This is a genomic window from Burkholderia sp. Ac-20344, assembly GCF_017104975.1.
Classification (GTDB): Bacteria; Pseudomonadota; Gammaproteobacteria; order Burkholderiales; family Burkholderiaceae; genus Burkholderia.
Window position 1 is genome coordinate 1 of sequence record NZ_JAAGPP010000045.1, and the last position, 24,348, is coordinate 24,348.

Genomic DNA, 24,348 nt, shown 5'->3' on the forward strand with positions numbered 1-24,348 from the left:
TCGTCGCGGCCTGCGGCGCCGGGCGCGGCCGCGATCGAATTCGATGAGCAGGGCGCGGTGCTGCACACGGCGGGCGCGCGCTACGCGCTCGACGCCGCGCATCCGCTCGGGGACGACTGGATCGCCGCGCTCGCCGCGTTCCTCGATTGCGGCTTCGCACCGGTCGACGCGCTGGTGCTGGCGCTGGCCTGGCGCGACGGCGACGAAACGCGCGCCGCCGATGCGTGGCCGGTCGACGCCGCGCGGTTCCCGCGTGTTGCCGGGCTGCCGGCCGCGCCCGAACCTGCGTTCGCGCCGTGCCCCGCGCAACTCGGCCTTTATCCGGTCGTGCCGGACGCCGAGTGGGTCGAGCGCGTGCTCGATTGCGGTGTCCGAACCGTGCAACTGCGTGTGAAAGGTGCGACGCCGGACACCTTGCGCCGGGAAATCGCGCGCGCGGTCGCGGCCGGGCGCCACTATCCCGATGCGCGCGTGTTCATCAACGATCAATGGCAGATCGCTGCAGAAGAGGGTGCGTACGGTGTTCACCTGGGCCAGGAGGACCTCGAAACGGCCGATCTGGCCGCGATCGCGCGCGCGGGCCTGCGGCTCGGACTTTCGAGTCACGGTTATTACGAAATGTTGCGGGCGCTGCACGAGCGCCCGAGCTATCTCGCGCTCGGCCCGGTGTACGCAACCGCGACCAAGGCCGTTGCCGCGCCGCCGCAGGGCCTCGTGCGGATCGCCCGCTATGCGCGCTTCGCGGGCGCGCGGGCGCCGCTCGTCGCGATCGGCGGGGTGGGGCGCGACGCGCTGCCGGCCGTGCTGGCAACGGGCGTCGGCAGTGTCGCGGTAGTCAGTGCGGTGACGGGCGCGGCCGACTATCGGGCCGCCATTGTTGCATTGCAACAATGTTTTGCCCGACAATTTGACAATCATTGACCGCAGGGCCCGGAACGGCGTCACGACATCATTCCAATGCAGGCCCTATAATTCGGCGTTCTGCGTAAAAGGACTGTCAGCTCCGTGAGCCCCACTCCTACCGAGACCCTGCTGGAACTTCGCGACGTCGACTTTGGCTACGGCGACCGCCTCGTCCTGTCCAACCTGAACCTGCGCTTCGGGCGTGGGCAGGTCGTCGCGGTCATGGGCGGCTCGGGTTGCGGCAAGACGACCGTGCTGCGCCTGATCGGCGGGCTCGTGCGTGCGCGCCGCGGCCAGGTGCTGTTCGATGGCGCCGATGTCGGCGCGCAAACGCGCGACGGCCTGTACGCGCTGCGCCGCAAGATGGGCATGCTGTTCCAGTTCGGCGCGCTGTTCACCGACATGTCGGTGTTCGAGAACGTCGCGTTCGCGCTGCGCGAGCACACCGACCTGCCCGACGACCTGATCCGCGACCTCGTGCTGATGAAGCTCAACGCGGTCGGGCTGCGCGGCGCGCGCGACCTGATGCCGTCCGAGGTGTCGGGCGGGATGGCGCGCCGCATCGCGCTGGCGCGTGCGATCGCGCTCGATCCGCAGCTCATCATGTACGACGAGCCGTTCGCGGGCCTCGATCCGATCTCGCTCGGCATCACCGCGAACCTGATCCGCACGCTGAACGAGGCGCTCGGCGCCACGTCGATCCTCGTCACGCACGACGTGCCGGAATCGTTCGCGATCGCCGACTACGTGTATTTCCTGGCCAACGGCGGCGTGCTCGCGCAGGGCACGCCCGACGAGCTGCGCGCATCGACCGATCCGAGCGTGCGGCAGTTCATCGACGGCGCGCCGGACGGCCCGTTCAAATTTCATTACACGAGCCCGCCGCTCGCAGCGGATTTCGGGCTCGGCGGAGGGCGCGCATGATCAGCGCGATCGGACGTTATGTCATCGGCGGCCTCGTGCGCGCGGGCTACGGCACGCGGCTGTTCGTGCGCCTCGTGCTGGAATTCTTCCCGCTGCTGCGCCGGCCGCGGCTGGTCACGAAGCAGATCCACTTCCTCGGCAACTATTCGTTCGTGATCATTGCCGTGTCGGGGCTGTTCGTCGGCTTCGTGCTCGGCCTGCAGGGGTATTACACGCTGAACCGCTACGGTTCCGAGCAGGCGCTCGGCCTGCTGGTCGCGCTGTCGCTCGTGCGCGAACTCGGGCCGGTCGTCACCGCGCTGCTGTTCGCGGGCCGGGCGGGCACGTCGCTGACGGCCGAGATCGGCCTGATGAAAGCCGGCGAGCAACTCACCGCACTCGAGATGATGGCGGTGGACCCGATCAAGAACGTGATCGCGCCGCGCATGTGGGCGGGCATCATCGCGATGCCGCTCCTGGCCGCGATCTTCAACGCGGTCGGCGTGCTCGGCGGCTACTTCGTCGGCGTCGTGCTGATCGGCGTCGATCCGGGCGCGTTCTGGTCGCAGATGCAGGGCGGCGTGCAGGTCTGGGCCGACGTCGGCAACGGCGTGCTGAAGAGCATCGTGTTCGGGTTCGCCGTGACCTTCATTGCGCTGTTTCAAGGGTATGAAGCGAAGCCCACGCCCGAGGGCGTGTCGCGTGCGACGACCAAGACGGTCGTGTTCGCGTCGCTCGCCGTACTCGGCCTCGATTTCCTGCTGACCGCGCTGATGTTCAGCTAAGCCTCAGCCAAGCCAAATTTTGGGATGACGATGAAAAAGACTGCTCTCGACTTCTGGGTCGGCCTGTTCGTGGTGGTGGGCTTCCTTGCGGTGCTGTTTTTGGCACTGAAGGTCGGCAACATGAGCTCGCTGTCGTTTCAGCCGACCTATGCGGTGAAGATGAAATTCGACAATATCGGCGGGCTGAAGCCGCGCGCGGCCGTGAAGAGCGCCGGCGTCGTGGTCGGTCGCGTGAAGTCGATCGGTTTCGACACGAACACGTACCAGGCGCTTGTCACGATCGATGTCGACGGCCAGTATCCGTTCCCGAAGGATTCGTCGGCGAAGATCCTGACGTCGGGCCTGCTCGGCGAGCAATATATCGGCCTCGATCCGGGCGGCGACACCGAAATGCTGAAGGCGGGCGATACGATCACGATGACGCAATCGGCGATCGTGCTCGAGAACCTGATCGGCCAGTTCCTGTACAGCAAGGCCGCCGATGCGGGCGGTGCGAAGCCGGCAGCCGGTGCGCCGGCCGCGCCGGCGCCGGTGGCGGTGCCGGCATCGGCGGTGTCCGCTGCGTCCGGTTCGGCGGCCCAATAACCACACGAGAGAAAACAAGAGGGAATGACCATGCAGACGATCCGCATCAGGCACGCCGCGCTGGCGGTAGCGGCAGTCGCCGCGTTGAGCGGCTGCGCGACCGTGCAGACGCCGACCAAAGGCGATCCGCTCGAAGGCTTCAACCGGTCCATGTACAAGTTCAACGACACGGTCGACACGTATGCGCTGAAGCCGGTCGCGAAGGGCTACCAGTACGTGGTGCCGCAGCCGGTGCGCGACAGCGTGACGAACTTCTTCTCGAACATCGGCGACGTCTACATCGCGGCGAACAACATCGTGCAGCTGCGGATCGCGGATGGCGTCGGCGACATCATGCGCGTCGTGATCAACACGGTGTTCGGCGTCGGCGGCCTGTTCGACGTCGCGACGATCGCGAAACTGCCGAAGCACACGGCCGACTTCGGGATCACGATGGGCCGCTACGGCATGCCGTCGGGCCCGTACCTCGTGCTGCCGCTGCTCGGCCCGAGCACGCTGCGCGACACGGCAGGCCTCGGCGTCGACTACGTCGGCAACCCGCTCACCTACGTGAAACCGGACGGCCTGAGCTGGGGCCTGTTCGGCGTGAACCTCGTCAACACGCGTGCGAACCTGCTCGGCGCGGGCGACGTGCTGGATGCCGCGGCACTCGACAAGTATTCGTTCGTGCGCAACGCGTACCTGCAGCGCCGCCAGATGCTGATCAGCAACGCGCGTGGCGAGGCGGCCGCGACGTCGAGCAACGACGCGCTGCCGAAGTACGACCTGCCGGACGACGGCGCGGCACCGGCGGCAGCCGGCGCAGCCGGTACGGCGGGCGCGGCAGCAGTGGGTGGTGCGACGGCGCCGGCGGGCGCATCGGGCGCGGCGGTGGCCGCACCGGCTTCGGGCACGGCCGAGTCGCCGAACCCGGCCAGCGAAACGAACGTGCCGCCGATGCAGGTGGCGCCGCCGTCGCCGGGCGGGTTCCGCCTCCCGAGCATCCGGCTGCACTGACGGATTTACATTCGTTACAGCCGGAAACGATTCAGTCGGTAGCGCGCGCGAACTTGCGCGTAAGCTACCTGCTCCAACCTACGCATCGACTCATACGCAGGTCACCATGATGAAAAAACTGTTCCTGATCCCCGTTTTCGCGGCGCTGTTCTCGTTCGGCAGCGCAGCCCACGCGCAAGTCGACCAGTCGAACCCGCAGGCGCTGATCAAGACCGCGACGCAGCAGGTGCTCGACGAAGTCAAACAGCAGACGATCAAGCAGGGCGACACCAACCGCATCATTACGATCGTCAACAAGGACATCCTGCCGTACACCGATTTCCGTCGTACCACGCAGCTCGCGATGGGCCGCAACTGGCGCACCGCGACGGCCGAACAGCAGCAGCAGGTTCAGGAGCAGTTCAAGCTGCTGCTGATCCGCACGTACTCGGGCGCGCTGGCGCAGCTGAAGCCGGACCAGCAGATCCAGTACCCGCCGTTCCGCGCCGATCCGGCCGATACCGATGTCGTGGTCAAGACGGTCGCGATGAACAACGGCCAGCCGGTCCAGATCGATTACCGCCTGTACAAGACGGCGAACGGCTGGAGGGTGTATGACCTGAACGTGCTCGGCGCCTGGCTGATCCAGACGTACCAGCAGCAGTTCAACGAGAAGATCCAGCAAAGCGGCGTGGAAGGCCTGATCCAGTTCCTCACGCAGCGCAACCAGCAACTTGCCGCCGGCAAGCAAGCGTCGTGAGCGGCTTCGAAGCCGGCTCCTCGCTGACCGTCGCGAGCGCGAAGTCCGCGCTCGCGGACGGTCTTGCGCGCATCGGCGCGGGCGCGACCGCCGTCGATTGCGCGGCGCTGACGCAGTTCGACTCGTCCGCGCTCGCCGTGCTGCTCGCATGGCAACGTGCCGCCAAAGCGCGCGGCGCGGCCCTCGACATCCTCAATCTCCCCCCGAAGCTCGCCAGCCTCGCGCGCGCCTACGGCGTCGACGCGCTCATCGAAGGCACCGGGCGACATTGACCCTGTCCGACCGGAGCCTGCCGCGCCAGCCGGCGCGCGCACGCTTCAGGCCGCGTGCTTCCGGCGCCGGCTCCACCAGCCGGTTTGCCCTATAATCAAGCGTTTTGCGGGGCAGCCAATCGGCGTCCGGCCCCCATTTTCATTCGCAGCAAGCACAGAATAGGCGTCGCGGCCCTGGCGTCGCGCACAGTCATGTCAGCCATAGAAATCCGTCACGTCAAGAAGCGCTACAAGTCGCTTCAGGCGCTCAAGGGCGTCAGCCTGTCGGTCGAGGAAGGCGAGTTTTTCGGTCTGCTCGGCCCCAACGGCGCAGGCAAGACCACGCTCATCAGTATCCTCGCCGGGCTCGCCCGGGCCGACGAAGGCAGTATCTCGGTGCGCGGTCACGACGTCGTCAAGGACTTCCGTGGCGCGCGTCGCGCGCTCGGCGTCGTGCCGCAGGAGCTCGTGTTCGATCCGTTCTTCACCGTCCGCGAGACGCTGCGGATCCAGTCCGGCTATTTCGGGCTGCGCCGCAACGACGACTGGATCGACGAAGTGATGGCCAATCTCGACCTCACCGAGAAGGCCGACGCGAACATGCGCGCGCTGTCGGGCGGGATGAAGCGCCGCGTGCTGGTCGCGCAGGCGCTCGTGCACCGGCCGCCCGTGATCGTGCTCGACGAACCGACCGCCGGCGTCGACGTCGAATTGCGCCAGACGCTGTGGAAATTCATCTCGCGCCTGAACCGCGAAGGCCACACGATCGTGCTGACCACGCATTACCTCGAGGAAGCCGAGTCGCTGTGCGACCGCATCGCGATGCTGCGCCGTGGCGAAGTGGTCGCGCTCGACCGCACCGACGCGCTGCTGCGCCGCTTCGCCGGGCTGCAGCTCTACCTGCGCCTCGCGACCGGCGCGCTGCCGTCCGAGCTGCGCGGGCTGGAGTCCGACCCGGCCGGCCGCGCGCCGGGCGAGCACCTGCTGCGCCTGTCGAGCTACGACGATGTCGAGCGGATTCTCGCGCAATGCCGCGCGGCGGGCTGCACGTTCGACGAAATCGAGGTCCGCAAGGCCGACCTCGAAGATGTGTTCGTCCAGGTGATGAACGGGGCCGAGGTGATCGAGGGATTGGCATGAGTAAACAACCCCCACGCGAACTGCGTTCGCTCGGGGGGGCGCAGCCCCCCCGTTCCCACCGAACTCCTGAGCCCGGCGCTATCGGGCGAGTAGCGGGAAGCGGTTTTCAAACGCTGTTCTACAAGGAACTGCTGCGCTTCTGGAAGGTGTCGTTCCAGACAGTGTGCGCGCCGATCGTGACGGCGCTGCTGTACCTGACGATCTTCGGGCATGCGCTGTCGGGCCGTGTCGAGGTGTATCCGGGCGTCGAGTACGTGAGCTTTCTCGTACCGGGTCTCGTGATGATGAGCGTGCTGCAGAACGCGTTCGCGAACAGCTCGTCGTCGCTGATCCAGTCGAAGATCACCGGCAACCTCGTGTTCGTGCTGCTGCCGCCGCTGTCGTATCGCGACATCTTCGGCGCGTACGTGCTCGCGTCCGTGGTGCGCGGGCTTGCGGTCGGCGCGGGCGTGTTCGTCGTGACGATCTGGTCTGTCCCGATGCATTTCGCGGCGCCGCTGTTCATCATTGCGTTCGCGCTGCTCGGCTCGGCGATCCTCGGCACGCTCGGCCTGATCGCCGGGATCTGGGCCGAGAAGTTCGACCAGCTCGCCGCGTTCCAGAACTTCCTGATCATGCCGCTGACATTCCTGTCCGGCGTGTTCTATTCGACGCACTCGCTGCCGCCCGTGTGGCGCGAGATCTCGCGTCTCAATCCGTTTTTCTACATGATCGACGGTTTCCGTTTCGGGTTCTTCGGCGCGTCCGACATCAACCCGTTCGCGAGCCTCGCGATCGTCACCGGTTTCCTCGTGCTGCTCGCGCTGATCGCGATGCGGCTGCTCGCGACCGGCTACAAACTGCGTCATTGATATCGACAGGCCGCGGCCGCCCCAGGGCGGCGCGCGCCGACAGGAGCCTTACACCATGTTGCCGACTCCCGAACAGGTCAAGCAATACATCGCCGGCGGTCTCGCCTGCACGCATCTGGAAGTCGAAGGCGACGGCCAGCATTTCTTCGCGACGATCGTGTCGGCGGCCTTCGAAGGCAAGCGGCCGATCCAGCGGCACCAACTCGTCTACGCGGCGCTCGGCGATCGCATGAAGCAGGAAATTCACGCGCTCAGCATGAAGACGCTGACGCCCGCCGAATGGCAGAACGCATAACCGGAATTCACTGAGTGCAAGTCACCGTCAACGAGCGCGACGCCGTCCAGAGCGTCGCCACGGCACACCCGGCCGCCAACGGGGAAGCGCATGGCCATGGGATGGACAAGCTCGTGATCGAAGGCGGCCGCCGCCTGTCGGGCGAGATCGTCGTGTCGGGCGCGAAGAATGCCGCGCTGCCGATCCTGTGCGCGGGGCTGCTCACCGCCGATCCGGTCGATCTCGACAACGTGCCGAACCTGAAGGACGTGCGCACCACGCTGAAGGTGCTGAACCAGATGGGCGTGAAGAGCGAGACCGACGGCTGCCGCGTGCAGCTCGACGCGTCGCGCGTCGACAACCTCGTGGCGCCGTACGAGCTCGTGAAGACGATGCGCGCGTCGATCCTCGTGCTCGGGCCGCTGCTCGCGCGCTTCGGCGAGGCGAAGGTGTCGCTGCCGGGCGGCTGCGCGATCGGCGCGCGCCCGGTCGACCAGCACATCAAGGGCCTGCAGGCGATGGGCGCCGAGATCAGCATCGAGCACGGCTTCATCGAAGCCCGCGCCAAGCGCCTGAAGGGCGCGCGCATCGTGACCGACATGATCACGGTGACGGGCACGGAAAACCTGCTGATGGCCGCGACGCTCGCCGACGGCGAGACGGTGATCGAAAACGCCGCGCGCGAGCCGGAAGTGAGCGATCTCGCCCACTTGCTGGTCGCGATGGGCGCGAAAATCGACGGCATCGGCACCGATCGCCTGGTGATCCAGGGCGTCGAGCGGCTGCATGGCGCGCGCCATTCGGTGATCCCCGACCGCATCGAGGCCGGCACGTTCCTGTGCGCGGTCGCGGCGGCGGGCGGCGACGTGTTGCTGACGGGCGTACGCCCGCACATCCTCGATGCGGTGATCGACAAGTTGCGCGAAGCCGGCGTGTCGATCGAGGAAGGCGACAGCTGGCTGCGCGTGAAGATGGATCGCCGGCCGTCGGCGGTCACGATCCGCACGTCGGAATACCCGGCGTTCCCGACCGACATGCAGGCGCAGTTCATGGCCCTCAATACGGTCGCGACGGGCACCGCGCAGGTCGTCGAAACCATTTTCGAGAACCGTTTCATGCACGTGCAGGAGCTGAACCGGCTCGGCGCGAACATCACGATCGACGGCAACACCGCGCTCGTGACGGGCGTCGAGAAGCTGTCGGGCGCAAACGTGATGGCGACCGACCTGCGTGCGTCGGCGAGCCTCGTGATCGCCGGGCTGCGTGCCGACGGCGAAACGCTCGTCGACCGCATCTATCACCTGGACCGCGGCTACGACCGCATGGAAGCCAAACTGACCGCCGTCGGCGCGAACGTGCGCCGCCTTTCCGGGAGCCAAGCATGACCGCGCCGCTGACCCTCGCCCTGTCGAAGGGCCGGATTTTCGAGGAAACCCTGCCGCTGCTGGCCGCGGCCGGCGTGCAGGTGGCCGAGGATCCGGAAACGTCGCGCAAGCTGATCCTGCCGACGACCGATCCGAACCTGCGCGTGATCATCGTGCGCGCGAGCGACGTGCCGACCTATGTCGAATACGGCGCGGCCGATTTCGGCGTGGCCGGCAAGGACGTGCTGGTCGAGCACGGCGGCTCGGGCCTGTACCAGCCGATCGATCTGAACATTGCACGCTGCCGGATGTCGGTGGCCGTGCCGGCCGGCTTCGACTACGCGAACGCGGTGCGCCAGGGCGCGCGCCTGCGCGTCGCGACGAAGTACGTCGAAACGGCGCGCGAGCACTTCGCCGCGAAGGGCGTCCACGTCGACCTGATCAAGCTGTACGGCTCGATGGAGCTGGCGCCGCTGGTCGGGCTGGCCGACGCGATCGTCGACCTCGTCAGCTCGGGCGGCACGCTGAAGGCGAACAATCTGGTCGAGGTCGAGGAGATCATGGCGATCTCGTCGCGCCTCGTCGTGAACCAGGCTGCGCTGAAGTTGAAGCGCACGGCGCTCAAGCCGATCCTCGACGCGTTCGAACGCGCGTCGCAGAATGGCGGTTGAGCGCATCACCGTAACGGAACTCCCATGTCCATCACCATCCGCAAGCTCGATTCGACGAGCGAAGGCTTCGGCGCCGAGCTGCGCGCGCTGCTCGCATTCGAGGCGAGCGAAGACGCGGCGATCGAGCAATCGGTCGCGCAGATCCTCGCCGACGTGAAGTCGCGCGGCGACGCCGCGGTGCTCGAGTACACGAACCGCTTCGACCGGTTGAGCGCGAACAGCGTCGCCGCGCTGGAGCTGCCGCAGGACGCGCTGCAGACGGCGCTGGACGGCCTCGCGCCGAAGGCGCGCGCGGCACTGGAAGCGGCGGCTGCACGGGTGCGCGCGTACCACGAGAAGCAGAAGATCGAGTGCGGCACGCATAGCTGGCAATACACGGAAGCGGACGGCACGGTGCTCGGCCAGAAGATCACGCCGCTCGACCGCGTCGGCCTGTACGTGCCGGGCGGCAAGGCCGCGTATCCGTCGTCGGTGCTGATGAACGCGATTCCCGCGCGCGTCGCGGGCGTCGGCGAGATCGTGATGGTCGTGCCGACGCCGGACGGCGTGAAGAACGACCTCGTGCTCGCCGCGGCGCTGCTCGGCGGCGTCGATCGCGTGTTCACGATCGGCGGTGCGCAGGCGGTCGGCGCGCTCGCATACGGCACGGCGACCGTGCCGGCCGTCGACAAGATCTGCGGCCCCGGCAATGCGTACGTCGCGTCGGCGAAGCGCCGCGTGTTCGGCACGGTCGGCATCGACATGATCGCCGGGCCGTCGGAAATCCTCGTGCTGTGCGACGGCACGACCGATCCGAACTGGGTTGCGATGGACCTGTTCTCGCAGGCCGAGCACGACGAACTCGCGCAGTCGATCCTGCTGTGCCCGGACGGTGCGTTCCTCGAGCGCGTCGAAAAGGCGATCGACGAGCTGCTGCCGTCGATGCCGCGCCGGGACGTGATCCGTGCGTCGCTCGAAGGCCGCGGCGCGCTGATCAAGGTGCGCGACATGGCCGAGGCCTGCCGGATCGCGAACGACATCGCGCCCGAGCACCTGGAAATTTCCGCGCTGGAGCCGCAGCAATGGGGCCAGCAGATCCGCCATGCGGGCGCGATCTTCCTCGGCCGCTACACGAGCGAGAGCCTCGGCGACTACTGCGCGGGCCCGAACCACGTGCTGCCGACGTCGCGCACCGCGCGCTTCTCGTCGCCGCTCGGCGTGTACGACTTCATCAAGCGCTCGAGCCTGATCGAGGTCAGTGCCGAAGGTGCGCAGACGCTCGGCGAGATCGCCTCCGAGCTCGCGTACGGCGAGGGGCTGCAGGCGCACGCGAAGAGCGCCGAGTTCCGGATGAAGAACTGACCGCACGCTGCGCGGGGCCGGGGCCGGCGCTGATGTGCCGCCCGGCCGGCACCCCGAAGGCCGGGGCTGGAGACACCAGTGCAGGGCGGCGGCCGCCGCCTTGCCGATCATTTGACGCCGGCGCGACGCACGCCGGCTTGAGACCATGACGACGCCACAAGACATCATCCGCCGCGACGTGCTCGCGATGACGAGCTACCCGGTGCCGGACGCGAGCGGGTTCGTGAAGCTCGACGCGATGGAGAACCCGTACCCGCTGCCCGAACCGCTCGCCGCGGCTCTCGGCGAGCGCCTCGCGCAGGTCGCGCTGAACCGCTACCCGGCGCCGCGCCCGGCCGCGCTGCTCGACAAGCTGCGCCACGCGATGGGCGTGCCGGCAGGATGCGACGTGCTGCTCGGCAATGGCTCGGACGAAATCATCAGCATGATGTCGGTCGCCTGCGCGAAGCCGGGCGCAAAGGTGCTCGCGCCGGTGCCGGGCTTCGTGATGTACGAACTATCTGCGAAGCTCGCGCAACTCGAATTCGTCGGCGTGCCGCTGAAGGCCGACCTGGCGCTCGATGTCGACGCGATGCTCGCGGCGATCGCCGAGCATCGTCCGGCGATCGTCTATCTCGCGTACCCGAACAACCCGACCGGCACGCTGTACGACGATGCCGACATCGAACGGATCGTCGCGGCCGCGCGGCACAGCCTGATCGTGATCGACGAGGCGTACCAGCCGTTCGCCGTTCGCTCGTGGCTGCCGCGCGCCGCCGAATTCGACAACGTCGTCGTGATGCGTACGGTGTCGAAGCTCGGCCTCGCGGGCATCCGCCTCGGCTATCTCGTCGGTTCGCCCGCGTGGCTGACCGAATTCGACAAGGTGCGCCCGCCGTATAACATCAACGTGCTGACCCAGGCGACCGCCGATTTCCTGCTCGACCACCTCGACGTGCTCGACGCGCAGGCGGCCGATCTGCGTGCGGAACGCACGCGTCTCGCGCAGGAAGTGGCCGCGCTGCCGGGCGCGACGGTGTTCCCGAGCGCCGGCAATTTCCTGCTGGTGCGGGTGCCGGACGCGGCCGCCGTGTTCGACGCGCTGCTCACCGAGCGGGTGTTGGTCAAAAACGTGAGTAAAATGCATCCGTTGCTGGCTGAATGCGTGCGGCTGACCGTCGGTTCTCCCGACGAAAACGCGCACCTGCTGGCCGCTTTGAAACTCGCGCTGCCCGGTTGACCTCTGGGTGCCGCAGCGCGAACGATCAATCCCCATTTACATCGACTCAGTCAAGGAATTGCCATGCGTGTGGCGGAAGTCGTTCGCAATACCAGCGAAACGCAGATCCGTGTGAAGCTCAATCTCGACGGCACGGGCCAGCAGAAGCTGGCTACCGGCGTGCCGTTCCTCGACCATATGCTCGACCAGATCGCTCGACACGGTCTGGTCGATCTCGAGGTTGAAGCGCATGGCGATACGCATATCGACGATCACCACACGGTCGAGGATGTCGGCATCACGCTCGGGCAGGCGGTCGCGAAGGCGATCGGCGACCGCAAGGGCATCCGCCGCTATGGCCATTCGTACGTGCCGCTCGACGAGGCGCTGTCGCGCGTCGTGATCGATTTTTCGGGTCGGCCGGGCCTCGAATTCCACGTGCCGTTCACGCGGGCGCGGATCGGCACGTTCGACGTCGACCTGTCGATCGAATTCTTCCGCGGTTTCGTGAACCACGCGGGCGTCACGCTGCACATCGACAACCTGCGCGGGATCAACGCGCACCATCAGCTCGAGACCGTGTTCAAGGCCTTCGGCCGTGCGCTGCGCGCGGCGGTGGAGCTGGACGAGCGTGCGGCGGGGCAGATCCCGTCGACGAAGGGCAGCCTCTGAACCCGAACTGACCGGACGGAGCACCAAGGACAACCTCACGGCTTCGGCGCGCGGCGCCGGCTTGCGATGGATCTGCTCAAATCGTTCATTTCGCTGCTGGCGCTGATCAACCCGATCGGCGCGGTGCCGTTCTTCCTGAGCCTGACGGCGCAGCAGACGGATGCCGAGCGGCGGCGCACGATCCGGATCGCATCGGTGTCGGTGTTCTGCGTGATCGCGGTAACGACGCTGCTCGGGCAGCGGATCATCGACTTCTTCGGCATTTCGGTCGGGTCGCTCGAAGTGGGCGGCGGGATCATCATGCTGCTGATGGCGATCAACATGCTGAACGCGCAGATCGGCAACACGCGATCGACGCCGGAGGAGCGCCACGAGGCCGAGCTGAAGGACAACATCGCGGTCGTGCCGCTGGCGATTCCGCTGTTGACGGGCCCCGGCTCGATCAGCACGGTGATCATCTATGCGGCGAACTCGCATCACTGGTATGAGCGGGCCGGGCTGGTCGCGATCGGCGCGGCCCTGGCTTTTCTGTGTTTCGTCGCGATGCGGCTCGCCGAGCCGATCGCGAACTGGATCGGCCGCACGGGCATCAACATCGCCACGCGGCTGATGGGTCTGATGCTGTCGGCGCTGGCGGTGGAATTCATCGTCAATGGACTGAGGGCGCTACTGCCTGCACTGAGATGAAAACTTCGATTGCGATTGTGGATTATGGGATGGGCAACCTGCGCTCGGTCGCGCAGGCGCTCAAGAAGGCCGAACCGGCCGCCGACGTGGCGATCGTCGACACGCCGGCTGCGATCCGCGCGGCCGACCGTGTCGTGCTGCCCGGCCAGGGCGCGATGCCCGACTGCATGCGCTCCCTGGGCGAATCGGGCCTGCAGGAGGCCGTGATCGAGGCCTCGCGCACGAAGCCGCTGCTCGGCGTGTGCGTCGGCGAGCAGATGCTGTTCGACTGGAGCGCGGAGGGCGACACGAAGGGCCTCGGCCTGTTGCCCGGCAAGGTCGTGCGTTTCGAGCTCGAAGGCCGCCTGCAGGACGACGGCTCGCGCTTCAAGGTGCCGCAGATGGGCTGGAACCGCGTGCGCCAGTCGCAGCCGCACCCGCTGTGGGACGGCGTGCCCGACGACGCGTATTTCTACTTCGTGCACAGCTATTACGTGACGCCGGACAACCCGGCGCATACGGTTGGCGAAACGGCCTACGGCGCGCCGTTTACGTCCGCGGTCGCGCGGGACAATCTCTTCGCGACCCAATTCCACCCCGAGAAAAGCGCGGAGGTCGGGTTGCGTCTGTATCGCAACTTCGTACACTGGAAACCGTGAACGTCGCGTGCGTGCCACAGTCGGCGGGCCGGAAGGGCCCGTCGCACGCGGCGCGAGCGCCAAAGCGCCGAAAGAGTTGTACTAAACTAGCGAGGCGGCGCGGTACCGGATTGGCCGGTACGCGCCGGATTCTTTTCTTTTTCCACGACGACACCCGATTGCTATGTTGCTGATTCCGGCCATCGATCTCAAAGACGGTCAGTGTGTGCGCCTCAAACAGGGCGATATGGACCAGGCCACGATTTTCTCCGAGGACCCGGCGGCGATGGCCCGCAAGTGGGTCGATCTCGGCGCCCGGCGGCTCCATCTGGTCGACCTGAACGGCGCATTCGCTGGCAAACCGAAAAACCTCGAGGCCATCGAGGCGATCCTCGAAGAAGTCGGCGATGAAATCCCCGTACAGCTCGGCGGCGGCATCCGCAGCCTCGAGACGATCGAGAAATACCTCGACGCCGGCCTGTCCTACGTGATCATCGGCACGGCGGCCGTGAAGGATCCGGGCTTCCTGCAGGACGCGTGCACCGCGTTCGCCGGCAACATCATCGTCGGGCTGGACGCGAAGGACGGCAAGGTCGCGACCGACGGCTGGAGCAAGCTGACGGGCCACGAAGTGATCGATCTCGCGCAGAAGTTCGAGGACTACGGCGTCGAATCGATCGTCTACACGGACATCGGCCGCGACGGGATGCTGCAGGGCATCAACATCGAGGCGACCGTGAAGCTCGCGCAGGCGGTCGGCATCCCGGTGATCGCCAGCGGCGGCCTGTCGAACCTCACGGACATCGAGAACCTGTGCGAAGTGGAAGAGCAGGGCGTCGAAGGCGTGATCTGCGGCCGCGCGATCTACTCCGGCGATCTCGATTTCGCGGCCGCGCAAAAGCGCGCGGACGAACTGAACGGCGAACTCGACAACGCGTAAGCGCGGTTGTCCCGTTCGCCGGGGCTGCCAGCAGGCAGCCCCGACCGGAAGCCTCGCGCGAGGCTTTCCGCAACCGGCCGTCCCAGCGCGGCATTTGGCGCATCATCATGGCTCTAGCTAAACGCATCATCCCCTGCCTGGACGTGACTGCCGGGCGTGTCGTCAAGGGCGTCAATTTCGTCGAGCTGCGCGACGCCGGCGATCCCGTCGAGATCGCCCGCCGCTACGACGACCAGGGCGCCGACGAACTGACGTTCCTCGACATCACCGCGACGTCCGACCAGCGCGACCTGATCCTGCCGATCATCGAAGCCGTCGCGTCGCAGGTCTTCATTCCGCTGACCGTCGGCGGCGGCGTGCGCGCCGTCGAGGACGTGCGGCGCCTGCTGAACGCGGGCGCGGACAAGGTCAGCATGAATTCGTCGGCGGTCGCCAACCCGCAGCTCGTGCGCGACGCGGCCGACAAGTACGGCTCGCAGTGCATCGTCGTCGCGATCGACGCGAAGCGCGTGTCGGCCGACGGCGAGACGCCGCGCTGGGAAGTCTTCACGCACGGCGGCCGCAAGAACACGGGCCTCGACGCGATCGAATGGGCGCGCAAGATGGCCGAGCTCGGCGCGGGCGAGATCCTGCTCACGAGCATGGATCGTGACGGCACCAAGTCAGGCTTCGACCTCGCGCTCACGCGCGGCGTGTCGGACGCGGTGCCGGTGCCGGTGATCGCGTCGGGCGGTGTCGGCTCGCTGCAGCACCTGGCCGACGGCATCAAGGACGGCCGCGCCGACGCGGTGCTGGCCGCGAGCATCTTCCACTACGGCGAGCACACGGTCGGCGAGGCGAAACGCTTCATGGCCGACCAGGGCATCCCGGTGAGGCTGTGATGAATACGGAAACGAATGCATTGCCCGCGTGGCTCGACAAGGTCCGCTGGGACGACAACGGCCTCGTGCCGGTGATCGCGCAGGAAGCGTCGACGAACGACGTGCTGATGTTCGCGTGGATGAACCGCGAGGCGCTGGCGAAGACGATCGAGACGCAGCGCGCGGTCTATTATTCTCGCTCGCGCAAGCGCCTGTGGTTCAAGGGCGAGGAGTCGGGCCACGTGCAGCACGTGCACGAGGTGCGGCTCGACTGCGACGAGGACGTCGTTTTGCTGAAGGTCGAGCAGGTGTCGGGCATCGCGTGCCACACCGGCCGGCATTCGTGCTTCTTCCAAAAATTCGAAGGCACCGTCGACAGCGGCGACTGGGTCGCGGTCGAACCGGTGCTGAAAGATCCCGAACACATCTACAAATGACGCAATCGACCGAAGACACGCTGCTGCGCCTTGCTGCCGTGATCGATAGCCGCAAGGGCGGCGACCCTGATCAATCGTACGTCTCGCGCCTGTTCCACAAGGGCGACGATGCGGTGCTGAAGAAGATCGGCGAAGAGGCGACGGAAGTCGTGCTGGCCGCGAAGGACGTGCGCCAGGGCGGCGCGCCGACCGAGCTCGTCGGCGAGGTGGCCGACCTGTGGTTCCACTGCCTCGTGATGCTGTCGCATTTCGACCTGAGCCCGGCCGACGTGATCGCCGAGCTCGAGCGTCGCGAAGGACTGTCGGGTATCGAGGAGAAGGCGCTGCGCAAGCGTCGCGAGCGCGAGGAAAACGGCGGGTGACAGGCCCTTGTCGCGGGATGGCCACAGTGCGGTAAGCTGTAAGAATTGTCATCTAACGGGGGTAGCATCATGACCGATACGCCAAGCCAGTTTCCGCCGCCGTCGGTGCCGGGCGGCGCGGACGCCGAACGCCTGAACGGGCTGCGCACGCTGACTCACGTGCTCTACGGCCTCTATGCGTTTCATTGGCTGACGGGCGGCGTCACGGGCATCATCGCGATCATCATCAACTACGTGAAGCGCGACGATGTGGCCGGTACGCCGTATGCCGCTCACTTCGAGTGGCAGATCCGCACGTTCTGGCGCGCACTGATCGCCTACGTGATCGGCTTTGCGCTGATGTTCGTGGTGGTCGGATTTGTCATCATGTTTGTCACATGGATCTGGACGCTGTACCGTATCATCAAGGGTTGGCTGTACCTGAACGACAACAAGTCGCTCGATCCGCAGGCCTGGTTCTGACCGGCCGCGCGCGGGCGTCTGCAGGAGCAACATGAGTCACGATCCGAATTGCCTGTTCTGCAAGATCGCGGCGGGCGAGATCCCGAGCACGAAGGTGCACGAGGACGACGAATTCGTCGCGTTCCGCGACATCCGCCCGGCGGCCGAGACGCACGTGCTGGTGATTCCGCGCCAGCATCTGCCGACGCTGTCGGCGGCGAGCGACGCCGATGCGCCGATGCTCGGCCGGCTGATGCTGCTCGTGTCGCGTCTCGCCGACCAGCTCGGCATCGCGTATACCGGCGGCGAAACAGGTTTCCGTACGGTGATCAACACGGGCCCGGGCGGCGGGCAGGAGGTCTACCACCTGCACGCGCATATCCTGGCCGGCCCGCGCCCTTGGCAGCGGATGGGTTGACGGCGCGGGGCGTTTCCCCGCATCGATAGTCGAAGCCGGCGCGTTGCCGGCGATTTGCGCCGCATCGCGGCGTGGTTGAGGAGAGGTTTCATCATGGGTGGATTGAGCATTTGGCACTGGCTGATCGTGCTGCTGATCGTCGCGCTGGTTTTCGGTACGAAGAAGCTGCGCAACATCGGCAACGATCTCGGCAGCGCGGTGAAGGGCTTCAAGGACGGCATGAAGGAAGGTGAAACGCCGGCTGACGCGCAGCAACTGCCGCGCTCGGGCTCGGTCGACGTCGACGCGAAGGAAACGACGCGTTCCGACTCGAACAAGGCGTAACGCCGGCACGCTGACAGGCATTCTCGATGCTGGATCTCGGTCTTTCCAAGATGGCGCTGATCGGCGTCGTCGCGCTCGTGGTGCTCGGCCCCGAGCGCCTGCCGCGCGTCGCGCGTACGGCAGGTGCGCTGTTCGGCCGCGCGCAGCGGTACATCAACGACGTGAAGGCCGAGGTCTCGCGCGAAATCGAGCTCGACGCGCTGCGGACGATGAAGACGGATTTCGAATCGGCCGCACGCAATGTCGAGACGACGATTCACGACAACCTGCGTGAGCACGAGAAGGAACTGAACGACACGTGGCATTCCGCGGTCGGTGGTCTCAACGAGGCGGCGGGCGACGCCGGTTCGTACGGTTCCGACACCCCCGCGGCGGCGCCGTGGCGCGGCAGCAGCACGGCCGCGCTTGCGCCGAAGCGCCGCAACTGGCGCGTCAAGCAGGCGGCTGCGCCTGTCTGGTACAAGCGCGCGACCACCCGCCGCACGCACGTGCAGTCGGGCGCCGCGCGTGTCGCGCGCCACCGGCCGGCCAGCCTGCGCCGGCCGACGCGCTTCTTCTGAGTCGAGCGCATGCTCGCTCGTCAATCCTACCGAGGGCCGGCGTGAGCGACCCCCAGCAGAACCCGGGCGACGCCCCGGAAGAAACCTTCATTTCCCATCTCGTCGAGCTTCGCGATCGCATCATTCGCGCGGGGGCGGCCGTGATCGTCGTGTTCCTCGGGCTCGTCTACTGGGCGCCCGACATCTTCCGGCTGCTCGCGCGGCCGCTGATGGAGAACCTGCCGAAGGGCGGCAAGATGATCGTCACCGACGTCACCGGCTCGTTCTTCGTGCCGATGAAGGTCACGATGCTCGTCGCGCTCGTGATCGCGCTGCCGATCGTGCTGTACCAGATCTGGGCGTTCGTCGCGCCGGGGCTGTACCAGCACGAGAAGAAGCTCGTCGCACCGCTCGTCGGCAGCAGCTACCTCCTGTTCCTGTGCGGGATGGCGTTCGCGTACTTCCTCGTGTTCCCGACGATCTTCCGCGTGATGGCGCACTACAACGCGCCGCTCGGGGCGGAAATGACAACCGACATCGACAACTACCTGAGCTTCGTGCTCGGGATGTTCATCGCGTTCGGCGTCACGTTCGAGGTGCCGATCGTCGTCGTGCTGCTCGTCCGGATGGGCGTGCTGTCGCTGAAGAAGCTGAAGGAGATGCGGCCGTACGTGATCGTCGGCGCGTTCGTGGTCGCGGCGGTCGTCACGCCGCCGGACGTGTTCTCGCAACTGATGCTCGCGTTGCCGCTGGTCGTGCTGTTCGAGATCGGGCTGCTGGCTGCGCGGTTCTTCGTGCCGAAGAAGCCGGCCGAGGAAGGCGAGGCGGAGAACGGCGAAGCCGCCAGCTGACGGCAGCGCGCCGGGCGGCGCGCGGCGGCCGCTCTTCCGGCCGCACCTGAGCGGCGCGGTGGCGTAGTCGGCCGGAAAGCGGGTGGCGAGGCCACCTTCCCGGCAACGAAGGGTTTTCGATGCAAAGCAAAAGGGCAGCCAAATCGGCTGCCCTTTGTCATTTTCGACGGTGTCCGGCACGCGGCTGCGTGCCGGACGCCTGCACGTCATTCGGTGTCGCTGTCCTGCTCGTCGAGCGTCTGCTTCGGCGGCGGCGGGCGCTTGCCGATCACGACGCTCACATCGAGCTCCTTGCCCTTGCGCACGACGTGCACCTTGGTCGGCGTGCCCGGCTTGATCTGCGCGACGGTGTTCAGCAGCTTCGTGGTGTCGGTGATCTCGTCGCCGTTGACCGAGACCAGGATATCGCCCGGCTTGATGCCGGCCTTGTCGGCCGGGCCGCCCTGCAGCACGCCGGCGACGATCGCCCCCGATTTCTGCGACAGCCCGAACGACTCGGCGATCTCCGGCGTGACGTCCTGCGGCTCGACGCCGATCCAGCCGCGCGTGACCGAGCCCGTCGTGATGATACTTTCGAGCACCGTGCGTGCGGTCGACACGGGAATCGCGAAGCCGATGCCGAGCGAGCCGCCCGAGCGCGAGTAGATCGCGGTGTTGATGCCGAGCAGGTTGCCGTTCACGTCGACCAGCGCGCCGCCCGAGTTGCCGGGGTTGATCGGCGCGTCGGTCTGGATGAAGTTCTCGAACGTGTTGATGCCAAGGTGGTTGCGGCCCAGCGCGCTGATGATCCCCATCGTGACGGTCTGGCCGACGCCGAACGGGTTGCCGATCGCGAGCACGACGTCGCCGACCCGCGACTGGTCGGAGCGGCCGAGCGTGATCGTCGGCAGGTTCGTCATGTTGATCTTCAGTACGGCGAGATCGGTTTCGGGATCGATGCCGATCACCTTCGCGGTGGCGGTGCGGCCGTCGGCGAGCGCGACTTCGATCTGGTCGGCGCCGTCCACGACGTGCTGGTTCGTTAGAATGTAACCTTCAGGGCTCACGATGACGCCCGAGCCAAGGTTCGCGGCCGGTTCGTCCTGCTGCTTGCGGGCGTTGCGGTCGCCGAAGAAGTAGCGGAACAGCGGATCTTTTGCGCGCGGGTCGGGCGGCAGCGAGCCGTCCTTGCTGGAGAACACGTTGACGACGGCCGGCATCGCCTTCTGCGCGGCTTCGGCGTACGACGTGGTCGCCGGCGCGCCGCCGATGCCCGGCGCGACTTCCCGCAGCGCGACGATCGGCGTGGCGAGCTGCTTGCCGAGCTGTCCTTGCCGTTGCAGCCATTGCGGCTTGAGCGTCACGACGATGAACATCAGCGCGAGCAGCACGGTAACCGCCTGCGCGAAGAACAGCCAGAAGCGTCTAAGCATCTGAATGGATTAGAGGTTTATATGGATCGGATCGAACTTGAATTGTACTTGAACAATACCCTTGAAACCGCGCGCTTCAAGGACTATTGCCCGAATGGCCTCCAGGTCGAGGGGCGCCGCAAGATCGAGAAGATCGCCACCGGCGTGACGGCCTCGGTCGCATTTCTCGAAGCCGCGCTCGAATGGGGGGCAGATGCCGTGCTCGTCCACCACGGCTATTTCTGGCGCAACGAGCCGCCGCAGATCACGGGCCGCAAGTACCAGCGCCTGAAGCTGCTGCTCGCGAACGACCTGAACCTGTTCGCGTTTCACCTGCCGCTCGACGCGCATCCCGAATTCGGCAACAACGCGCAGCTCGGCGAGCGGCTCGGGCTGATCGGCGAGCAGCGTTTCGGCGAAGGCGACCTCGGCTGGATGGCGACGCTGCCGATGCCCGTCACGCTCGAGCACTTCGTCGCGAAGGTCGAGCGCACGCTCGGCCGCACGCCGCTCGTGCTCGGCGATCCGGACATGCAGCTGCGCCGCATCGCGTGGTGCACCGGCGCCGCGCAAAGCTATTTCGACGCGGCGATCGATGCCGGCGCGGACGTGTTCCTGACCGGCGAGGTGTCCGAATACGTGACGCACACGGCCGCCGAGAGCGGTGTCGCGTTCGTTGCGGCAGGGCACCATGCGACCGAGCGCTACGGAATCCAGGCACTTGGCGCCCACTTGTCCGAAGAATTCGATATCGAACACCTTTTTATCGATATCCATAACCCGGTCTGAATGCCGGATTTGCGGCAGCGCATCGAAATTTCACAATGTAGCGGATGCTTAAAAGTGAAATGATTTAATCGCTCCGATAGTGGGGGAAAACCCTTAACTATCAATCACTTCGAAGGGATTTTCATCTCCGGGCCTTGTAAATGGCGACTCCATTCGAGCAAACTAGCGGCGGAATGGAAAGTCGTGACGGAAAATCCAACTCAGAAGTGGGGCGTGTGATGCGAGACAAGGAAGAGAAACGCGTCGACAGCGGCCGCCGTACCTGGCTGATTGCGACATCCGTAGCAGGTGGCGTGGGAGGCGTAGCCACCGTCATACCTTTCGCGGCGTCGCTTGCGCCGTCCGCGAAAGCGAAAGCGGCCGGTGCACCGGTCGAAGTGGACATCAGCGGGCTGAAGCCCGGTGAAATGGTCACCGTGCCGTGGCGCGGCAAGCCGGTGTGGATCCTGAACCGCACCGACGCGATGCTGGCCGATGTGGTCAAGGCCGACAAGGAAGTGGCCGACCCGACCAGCGAAAAGCCCTATACGATGCCGTTGCCCGCGTATTGCGCGAACGAATATCGCTCGCGGGCCGATCGCAAGAACATTCTCGTCGTGATGGCCGTGTGTACGCACCTCGGCTGCACGCCAAGCCAACGCTTCACGCCGGGTCCGCAGCCGAACCTGCCGGACGACTGGCCGGGCGGTTTCCTCTGCCCGTGCCATGGTTCGACCTACGACCTCGCCGGCCGCGTGTTCAAGAACAAGCCGGCGCCTCAGAATCTCGACATCCCGCCCTACATGTTCACGTCGGCATCGACCCTCGTGATCGGCAAGGACGAGAAAGGAGAAGCGTGATGGCCGACAACAAGGAAGTCTCCACGACAGGTCTCACCGGCTGGATCGACCAGCGCTTCCCGCTCACGTCCACCTGGAAGAAGCACGTTTCCGAGTACTACGCGCCGAAGAACTTCAACTTCTGGTACTTCTTCGGCTCCCTTGCTCTGCTGGTGCTCGTCAACCAGATCGTCACGGGCATCTTCCTGACGATGAACTACAAGCCCGACTCGACGCTCGCGTTCGCGTCGGTCGAGTACATCATGCGCGAGGTGCCGTGGGGCTGGCTGATCCGCTACCTGCACTCCACGGGCGCGTCGATGTTCTTCGTGGTCGTCTACCTGCACATGTTCCGCGGGCTGCTGTACGGGTCGTACCGCAAGCCGCGCGAACTCGTGTGGATCTTCGGCTGCGCGATCTTCCTGTGCCTGATGGCCGAGGCGTTCTTCGGCTACCTGCTGCCGTGGGGCCAGATGTCGTTCTGGGGCGCGCAGGTGATCGTGAACCTGTTCTCGGCAATCCCGTTCGTCGGCCCCGACCTGTCGCTGTGGATTCGCGGCGACTACGTCGTGTCGGACGTCACGCTGAACCGCTTCTTCGCGTTCCACGTGATCGCGATTCCGCTCGTGCTGGTCGGCCTCGTGATCGCGCACCTCGTCGCGCTGCACGAAGTGGGGTCGAACAACCCGGACGGCATCGAGATCAAGGCGAAGAAGGACGAGAACGGCGTGCCGCTCGACGGCATCCCGTTCCACCCGTACTACTCGGTGCACGATTTCCTCGGCGTGTGCGTGTTCCTGATGGTGTTTGCGCTGATCGTGTTCTTCTCGCCGGAGATGGGCGGCTACTTCCTCGAGGCGAACAACTTCGTCCCGGCGAACCCGCTGCAGACGCCGCCCGAGATCGCGCCGGTCTGGTACTTCACCGCGTTCTACGCGATGCTGCGCGCGACCACCGACCCGTTCAAGATCGTGCTGATGATCGTGATCGTGCTGCTCGGCGTGCTCGCGCTGATCCGCGCGCGCGGCAAGTGGAAGGTCGGCCTGCCGGTGCTGGCCGCGGCGATCGTCGTGTTCATGTACCTGACGGAGTCGAAGTTCTGGGGCGTGGTCGTGATGGGTTCGGCGGTGATCACGCTGTTCTTCCTGCCGTGGCTCGACCGCAGCCCGGTGAAGTCGATCCGCTACCGGCCGCTGTTCCACAAGGTGTTCCTCGGGATCTTCGTCGCCGCGTTCCTGACCCTCGCGTTCCTCGGCACGCGGCCGCCATCGCCTGTTGCGACGCTGATCGCGCAGGGCTGTGCGCTGATCTACTTCGCGTTCTTCCTCGGCATGCCCGTCTGGACGCCGCTTGGCACGTTCAAGCAGCCGCCGGAGCGGGTGCGCTTCAAGCCCCATTAACGTGAGCGAGGAGAGAACGACATGAAGAAACTGCTTTCGACACTCGCGCTGATCGGGGCGACCGCGTGTGCGCTGCTGGTGGCGCCGGCGGTTCGGGCGGAAGGTAATTTTCCGCTCGACCGGGCGCCCGATAACACGGAAAATCTCGTTTCGCTTCAGCATGGCGCGCAATTGTTTGTAAACTATTGCCTGAACTGCCACAGCGCGAACCTGATGCGCTACAACCGTTTGACGGATCTGGGCATATCCCAGAAGGAGATCGAAAAGAATCTCCTGTTCACGACCGACAAGGTCGGCAACACGATGTCCGTCGCGATGCGGCCCGAAGACGCGAAGAACTGGCTCGGCACTTCGCCGCCCGACCTGTCGGTCGAGGAGCGTGCGCGCGGCCGCGACTGGCTGTATACGTATCTGCGGAGCTTCTACCGAGACGATGCGCGGCCGAGCGGATGGAACAACGCGGTGTTCGAGAACGTCGGCATGCCCCATGTCCTGTGGCAGCTGCAGGGGCAGCGCACCGCCAAATTCGAAGACAAGACGGACGAGGAGACGGGCGAGAAGGTCCATACGCTCGTCGGCTTCCAGCAGGTCACGCCGGGGACACTGTCCGCGGTGGATTATGATGCTGCGGTTGCCGACCTGGTGGCGTACATGACCTGGATGTCCGAGCCGGCGCAGCAGACCCGCAAACGCCTCGGCGTATGGGTGCTGATCTTTCTCGGTGTCCTGACTTTCCTGGCCTGGCGGCTCAATGCCGCGTACTGGAAAGATATCAAGTAATCACGCCTGACCGGCGTGGGG

31 protein-coding genes are annotated in these 24,348 nt (G+C 66.1%); 30 read left to right on the top strand and 1 reads right to left on the bottom strand.

Features of this window, described 5'->3' with window-relative positions; genetic code table 11:
• The 26 genes from thiE to tatC all read left to right on the top strand — a co-directional run.
• Positions 1–921, top strand: a 921-nt coding sequence (thiE, locus tag G3N64_RS16450; RefSeq protein WP_205784884.1) for a thiamine phosphate synthase, incomplete at its 5' end; no start/stop codon positions are given.
• A gap of 84 nt (positions 922–1,005) precedes the next feature.
• Entirely contained in the window at positions 1,006–1,827 is an 822-nt protein-coding gene (locus G3N64_RS16455; protein WP_175902921.1) for an ABC transporter ATP-binding protein, read from the top strand.
• Positions 1,824–2,591 (top strand): lipid asymmetry maintenance ABC transporter permease subunit MlaE, encoded by a 768-nt coding sequence (mlaE, locus tag G3N64_RS16460; protein WP_205784885.1) that lies wholly within the window; start codon positions 1,824–1,826, stop codon positions 2,589–2,591. The genes G3N64_RS16455 and mlaE overlap by 4 nt, the downstream gene beginning before the upstream one ends.
• 24 nt (positions 2,592–2,615) lie before the next feature.
• Positions 2,616–3,176 carry an outer membrane lipid asymmetry maintenance protein MlaD gene (gene mlaD, locus G3N64_RS16465; RefSeq protein WP_205784886.1) on the top strand — a complete coding sequence of 187 codons (561 nt, stop codon included), beginning with the start codon at positions 2,616–2,618 and terminating at the stop codon, positions 3,174–3,176.
• Between the two features lie 30 nt (positions 3,177–3,206).
• The gene (locus G3N64_RS16470) at positions 3,207–4,172 is read left to right on the top strand and encodes a VacJ family lipoprotein (protein WP_205784922.1); all 966 of its coding nucleotides are present in this window, start codon (positions 3,207–3,209) and stop codon (positions 4,170–4,172) included.
• 109 nt (positions 4,173–4,281) lie between these two features.
• Positions 4,282–4,911: an ABC transporter substrate-binding protein gene (locus G3N64_RS16475; RefSeq protein ID WP_205784923.1), complete on the top strand. Its 630-nt coding sequence runs from the start codon at positions 4,282–4,284 to the stop codon at positions 4,909–4,911.
• Positions 4,908–5,183 carry an STAS domain-containing protein gene (locus tag G3N64_RS16480; RefSeq protein WP_069746552.1) on the top strand — a complete coding sequence of 92 codons (276 nt, stop codon included), beginning with the start codon at positions 4,908–4,910 and terminating at the stop codon, positions 5,181–5,183. Before G3N64_RS16475 ends, G3N64_RS16480 begins: the two co-directional genes overlap by 4 nt.
• Positions 5,184–5,375: 192 nt before the next feature.
• The gene (locus tag G3N64_RS16485) at positions 5,376–6,302 is read left to right on the top strand and encodes an ABC transporter ATP-binding protein (RefSeq protein ID WP_205784887.1); all 927 of its coding nucleotides are present in this window, start codon (positions 5,376–5,378) and stop codon (positions 6,300–6,302) included.
• Positions 6,299–7,153, top strand: coding sequence for an ABC transporter permease (locus tag G3N64_RS16490; RefSeq protein ID WP_241021021.1), 855 nt, complete (start codon positions 6,299–6,301; stop codon positions 7,151–7,153). Before G3N64_RS16485 ends, G3N64_RS16490 begins: the two co-directional genes overlap by 4 nt.
• Before the next feature lie 55 nt (positions 7,154–7,208).
• Positions 7,209–7,448, top strand: a complete 240-nt coding sequence (locus tag G3N64_RS16495) for a BolA family protein (protein ID WP_006477131.1) — start codon at positions 7,209–7,211, stop codon at positions 7,446–7,448.
• Between the two features lie 14 nt (positions 7,449–7,462).
• Complete coding sequence (gene murA, locus G3N64_RS16500) at positions 7,463–8,812, top strand: UDP-N-acetylglucosamine 1-carboxyvinyltransferase (protein WP_205784888.1); 1,350 nt, start codon at positions 7,463–7,465, stop codon at positions 8,810–8,812.
• Positions 8,809–9,462, top strand: coding sequence for an ATP phosphoribosyltransferase (gene hisG, locus G3N64_RS16505; RefSeq protein ID WP_205784889.1), 654 nt, complete (start codon positions 8,809–8,811; stop codon positions 9,460–9,462). The genes murA and hisG overlap by 4 nt, the downstream gene beginning before the upstream one ends.
• Before the next feature lie 24 nt (positions 9,463–9,486).
• The gene (hisD, locus tag G3N64_RS16510; RefSeq protein ID WP_205784890.1) at positions 9,487–10,803 is read left to right on the top strand and encodes a histidinol dehydrogenase; all 1,317 of its coding nucleotides are present in this window, start codon (positions 9,487–9,489) and stop codon (positions 10,801–10,803) included.
• Between the two features lie 145 nt (positions 10,804–10,948).
• Positions 10,949–12,022, top strand: a complete 1,074-nt coding sequence (gene hisC, locus G3N64_RS16515) for a histidinol-phosphate transaminase (RefSeq protein WP_205784891.1) — start codon at positions 10,949–10,951, stop codon at positions 12,020–12,022.
• 63 nt (positions 12,023–12,085) lie between these two features.
• Positions 12,086–12,673, top strand: a complete 588-nt coding sequence (gene hisB, locus G3N64_RS16520; RefSeq protein WP_011350728.1) for an imidazoleglycerol-phosphate dehydratase HisB — start codon at positions 12,086–12,088, stop codon at positions 12,671–12,673.
• Between the two features lie 66 nt (positions 12,674–12,739).
• On the top strand, positions 12,740–13,360 hold the full coding sequence (locus G3N64_RS16525; RefSeq protein ID WP_205784892.1) for a YchE family NAAT transporter: 621 nt from the start codon (positions 12,740–12,742) through the stop codon (positions 13,358–13,360).
• A complete protein-coding gene (gene hisH / locus G3N64_RS16530; protein ID WP_046544795.1) occupies positions 13,357–13,998 on the top strand; it encodes an imidazole glycerol phosphate synthase subunit HisH in 642 nt (213 codons plus the stop codon). Before G3N64_RS16525 ends, hisH begins: the two co-directional genes overlap by 4 nt.
• Before the next feature lie 163 nt (positions 13,999–14,161).
• Positions 14,162–14,917: a 1-(5-phosphoribosyl)-5-[(5-phosphoribosylamino)methylideneamino]imidazole-4-carboxamide isomerase gene (gene hisA, locus G3N64_RS16535; protein WP_174918448.1), complete on the top strand. Its 756-nt coding sequence runs from the start codon at positions 14,162–14,164 to the stop codon at positions 14,915–14,917.
• 107 nt (positions 14,918–15,024) lie between these two features.
• The gene (hisF, locus tag G3N64_RS16540) at positions 15,025–15,798 is read left to right on the top strand and encodes an imidazole glycerol phosphate synthase subunit HisF (RefSeq protein ID WP_011350732.1); all 774 of its coding nucleotides are present in this window, start codon (positions 15,025–15,027) and stop codon (positions 15,796–15,798) included.
• On the top strand, positions 15,798–16,214 hold the full coding sequence (hisI, locus tag G3N64_RS16545) for a phosphoribosyl-AMP cyclohydrolase (RefSeq protein WP_039366640.1): 417 nt from the start codon (positions 15,798–15,800) through the stop codon (positions 16,212–16,214). Before hisF ends, hisI begins: the two co-directional genes overlap by 1 nt.
• Complete coding sequence (locus G3N64_RS16550; protein ID WP_205784893.1) at positions 16,211–16,576, top strand: phosphoribosyl-ATP diphosphatase; 366 nt, start codon at positions 16,211–16,213, stop codon at positions 16,574–16,576. The genes hisI and G3N64_RS16550 overlap by 4 nt, the downstream gene beginning before the upstream one ends.
• 69 nt (positions 16,577–16,645) lie before the next feature.
• Entirely contained in the window at positions 16,646–17,038 is a 393-nt protein-coding gene (locus G3N64_RS16555) for a hypothetical protein (protein ID WP_205784894.1), read from the top strand.
• A 31-nt stretch (positions 17,039–17,069) separates the two neighbouring features.
• Positions 17,070–17,435: a histidine triad nucleotide-binding protein gene (locus G3N64_RS16560; protein ID WP_205784895.1), complete on the top strand. Its 366-nt coding sequence runs from the start codon at positions 17,070–17,072 to the stop codon at positions 17,433–17,435.
• A gap of 93 nt (positions 17,436–17,528) precedes the next feature.
• Positions 17,529–17,759 (top strand): Sec-independent protein translocase subunit TatA, encoded by a 231-nt coding sequence (gene tatA, locus G3N64_RS16565; RefSeq protein WP_124828656.1) that lies wholly within the window; start codon positions 17,529–17,531, stop codon positions 17,757–17,759.
• A gap of 26 nt (positions 17,760–17,785) precedes the next feature.
• Positions 17,786–18,319: a Sec-independent protein translocase protein TatB gene (gene tatB, locus G3N64_RS16570; RefSeq protein WP_205784896.1), complete on the top strand. Its 534-nt coding sequence runs from the start codon at positions 17,786–17,788 to the stop codon at positions 18,317–18,319.
• A gap of 41 nt (positions 18,320–18,360) precedes the next feature.
• Positions 18,361–19,149 carry a twin-arginine translocase subunit TatC gene (gene tatC / locus G3N64_RS16575; RefSeq protein WP_205784897.1) on the top strand — a complete coding sequence of 263 codons (789 nt, stop codon included), beginning with the start codon at positions 18,361–18,363 and terminating at the stop codon, positions 19,147–19,149.
• 206 nt (positions 19,150–19,355) lie between these two features.
• Here tatC and G3N64_RS16580 read toward each other — a convergent pair whose 3' ends face one another.
• Positions 19,356–20,561, bottom strand: a complete 1,206-nt coding sequence (locus G3N64_RS16580) for a Do family serine endopeptidase (RefSeq protein ID WP_205784898.1) — start codon at positions 20,559–20,561, stop codon at positions 19,356–19,358.
• 21 nt (positions 20,562–20,582) lie between these two features.
• On the opposite strand from G3N64_RS16580, the gene G3N64_RS16585 reads away from it, so the two are divergent.
• The 4 genes from G3N64_RS16585 to G3N64_RS16600 all read left to right on the top strand — a co-directional run bounded on the left by G3N64_RS16585 (position 20,583) and on the right by G3N64_RS16600 (position 24,327).
• On the top strand, positions 20,583–21,329 hold the full coding sequence (locus G3N64_RS16585) for a Nif3-like dinuclear metal center hexameric protein (RefSeq protein ID WP_205784899.1): 747 nt from the start codon (positions 20,583–20,585) through the stop codon (positions 21,327–21,329).
• Between the two features lie 218 nt (positions 21,330–21,547).
• Positions 21,548–22,168 carry a ubiquinol-cytochrome c reductase iron-sulfur subunit gene (petA, locus tag G3N64_RS16590; protein WP_205784900.1) on the top strand — a complete coding sequence of 207 codons (621 nt, stop codon included), beginning with the start codon at positions 21,548–21,550 and terminating at the stop codon, positions 22,166–22,168.
• Entirely contained in the window at positions 22,165–23,547 is a 1,383-nt protein-coding gene (locus G3N64_RS16595) for a cytochrome bc complex cytochrome b subunit (protein WP_205784901.1), read from the top strand. The genes petA and G3N64_RS16595 overlap by 4 nt, the downstream gene beginning before the upstream one ends.
• Positions 23,548–23,568: 21 nt before the next feature.
• Positions 23,569–24,327 carry a cytochrome c1 gene (locus G3N64_RS16600; RefSeq protein ID WP_205784902.1) on the top strand — a complete coding sequence of 253 codons (759 nt, stop codon included), beginning with the start codon at positions 23,569–23,571 and terminating at the stop codon, positions 24,325–24,327.
• Positions 24,328–24,348: the final 21 nt, after the last annotated feature.

Excerpts from the sequence above, each read along its gene's own strand:
- mlaE (WP_205784885.1), top strand. The coding sequence starts at position 1,824 with ATGATCAGCGCGATCGGACGTTATGTCATCGGCGGCCTCGTGCGCGCG.
- mlaD (WP_205784886.1), top strand. The coding sequence starts at position 2,616 with ATGACGATGAAAAAGACTGCTCTCGACTTCTGGGTCGGCCTGTTCGTG.
- G3N64_RS16470 (WP_205784922.1), top strand. The coding sequence starts at position 3,207 with ATGCAGACGATCCGCATCAGGCACGCCGCGCTGGCGGTAGCGGCAGTC.
- G3N64_RS16475 (WP_205784923.1), top strand. The coding sequence starts at position 4,282 with ATGAAAAAACTGTTCCTGATCCCCGTTTTCGCGGCGCTGTTCTCGTTC.
- G3N64_RS16485 (WP_205784887.1), top strand. The coding sequence starts at position 5,376 with ATGTCAGCCATAGAAATCCGTCACGTCAAGAAGCGCTACAAGTCGCTT.
- G3N64_RS16490 (WP_241021021.1), top strand. The coding sequence starts at position 6,299 with ATGAGTAAACAACCCCCACGCGAACTGCGTTCGCTCGGGGGGGCGCAG.
- G3N64_RS16495 (WP_006477131.1), top strand. The coding sequence starts at position 7,209 with ATGTTGCCGACTCCCGAACAGGTCAAGCAATACATCGCCGGCGGTCTC.
- hisG (WP_205784889.1), top strand. The coding sequence starts at position 8,809 with ATGACCGCGCCGCTGACCCTCGCCCTGTCGAAGGGCCGGATTTTCGAG.
- hisD (WP_205784890.1), top strand. The coding sequence starts at position 9,487 with ATGTCCATCACCATCCGCAAGCTCGATTCGACGAGCGAAGGCTTCGGC.
- hisC (WP_205784891.1), top strand. The coding sequence starts at position 10,949 with ATGACGACGCCACAAGACATCATCCGCCGCGACGTGCTCGCGATGACG.
- hisB (WP_011350728.1), top strand. The coding sequence starts at position 12,086 with ATGCGTGTGGCGGAAGTCGTTCGCAATACCAGCGAAACGCAGATCCGT.
- G3N64_RS16525 (WP_205784892.1), top strand. The coding sequence starts at position 12,740 with ATGGATCTGCTCAAATCGTTCATTTCGCTGCTGGCGCTGATCAACCCG.
- hisH (WP_046544795.1), top strand. The coding sequence starts at position 13,357 with ATGAAAACTTCGATTGCGATTGTGGATTATGGGATGGGCAACCTGCGC.
- hisA (WP_174918448.1), top strand. The coding sequence starts at position 14,162 with ATGTTGCTGATTCCGGCCATCGATCTCAAAGACGGTCAGTGTGTGCGC.
- hisF (WP_011350732.1), top strand. The coding sequence starts at position 15,025 with ATGGCTCTAGCTAAACGCATCATCCCCTGCCTGGACGTGACTGCCGGG.
- hisI (WP_039366640.1), top strand. The coding sequence starts at position 15,798 with ATGAATACGGAAACGAATGCATTGCCCGCGTGGCTCGACAAGGTCCGC.
- G3N64_RS16550 (WP_205784893.1), top strand. The coding sequence starts at position 16,211 with ATGACGCAATCGACCGAAGACACGCTGCTGCGCCTTGCTGCCGTGATC.
- G3N64_RS16555 (WP_205784894.1), top strand. The coding sequence starts at position 16,646 with ATGACCGATACGCCAAGCCAGTTTCCGCCGCCGTCGGTGCCGGGCGGC.
- G3N64_RS16560 (WP_205784895.1), top strand. The coding sequence starts at position 17,070 with ATGAGTCACGATCCGAATTGCCTGTTCTGCAAGATCGCGGCGGGCGAG.
- tatA (WP_124828656.1), top strand. The coding sequence starts at position 17,529 with ATGGGTGGATTGAGCATTTGGCACTGGCTGATCGTGCTGCTGATCGTC.
- tatB (WP_205784896.1), top strand. The coding sequence starts at position 17,786 with ATGCTGGATCTCGGTCTTTCCAAGATGGCGCTGATCGGCGTCGTCGCG.
- G3N64_RS16580 (WP_205784898.1), bottom strand. The coding sequence starts at position 20,561 with ATGCTTAGACGCTTCTGGCTGTTCTTCGCGCAGGCGGTTACCGTGCTG.
- G3N64_RS16585 (WP_205784899.1), top strand. The coding sequence starts at position 20,583 with ATGGATCGGATCGAACTTGAATTGTACTTGAACAATACCCTTGAAACC.
- petA (WP_205784900.1), top strand. The coding sequence starts at position 21,548 with ATGCGAGACAAGGAAGAGAAACGCGTCGACAGCGGCCGCCGTACCTGG.
- G3N64_RS16600 (WP_205784902.1), top strand. The coding sequence starts at position 23,569 with ATGAAGAAACTGCTTTCGACACTCGCGCTGATCGGGGCGACCGCGTGT.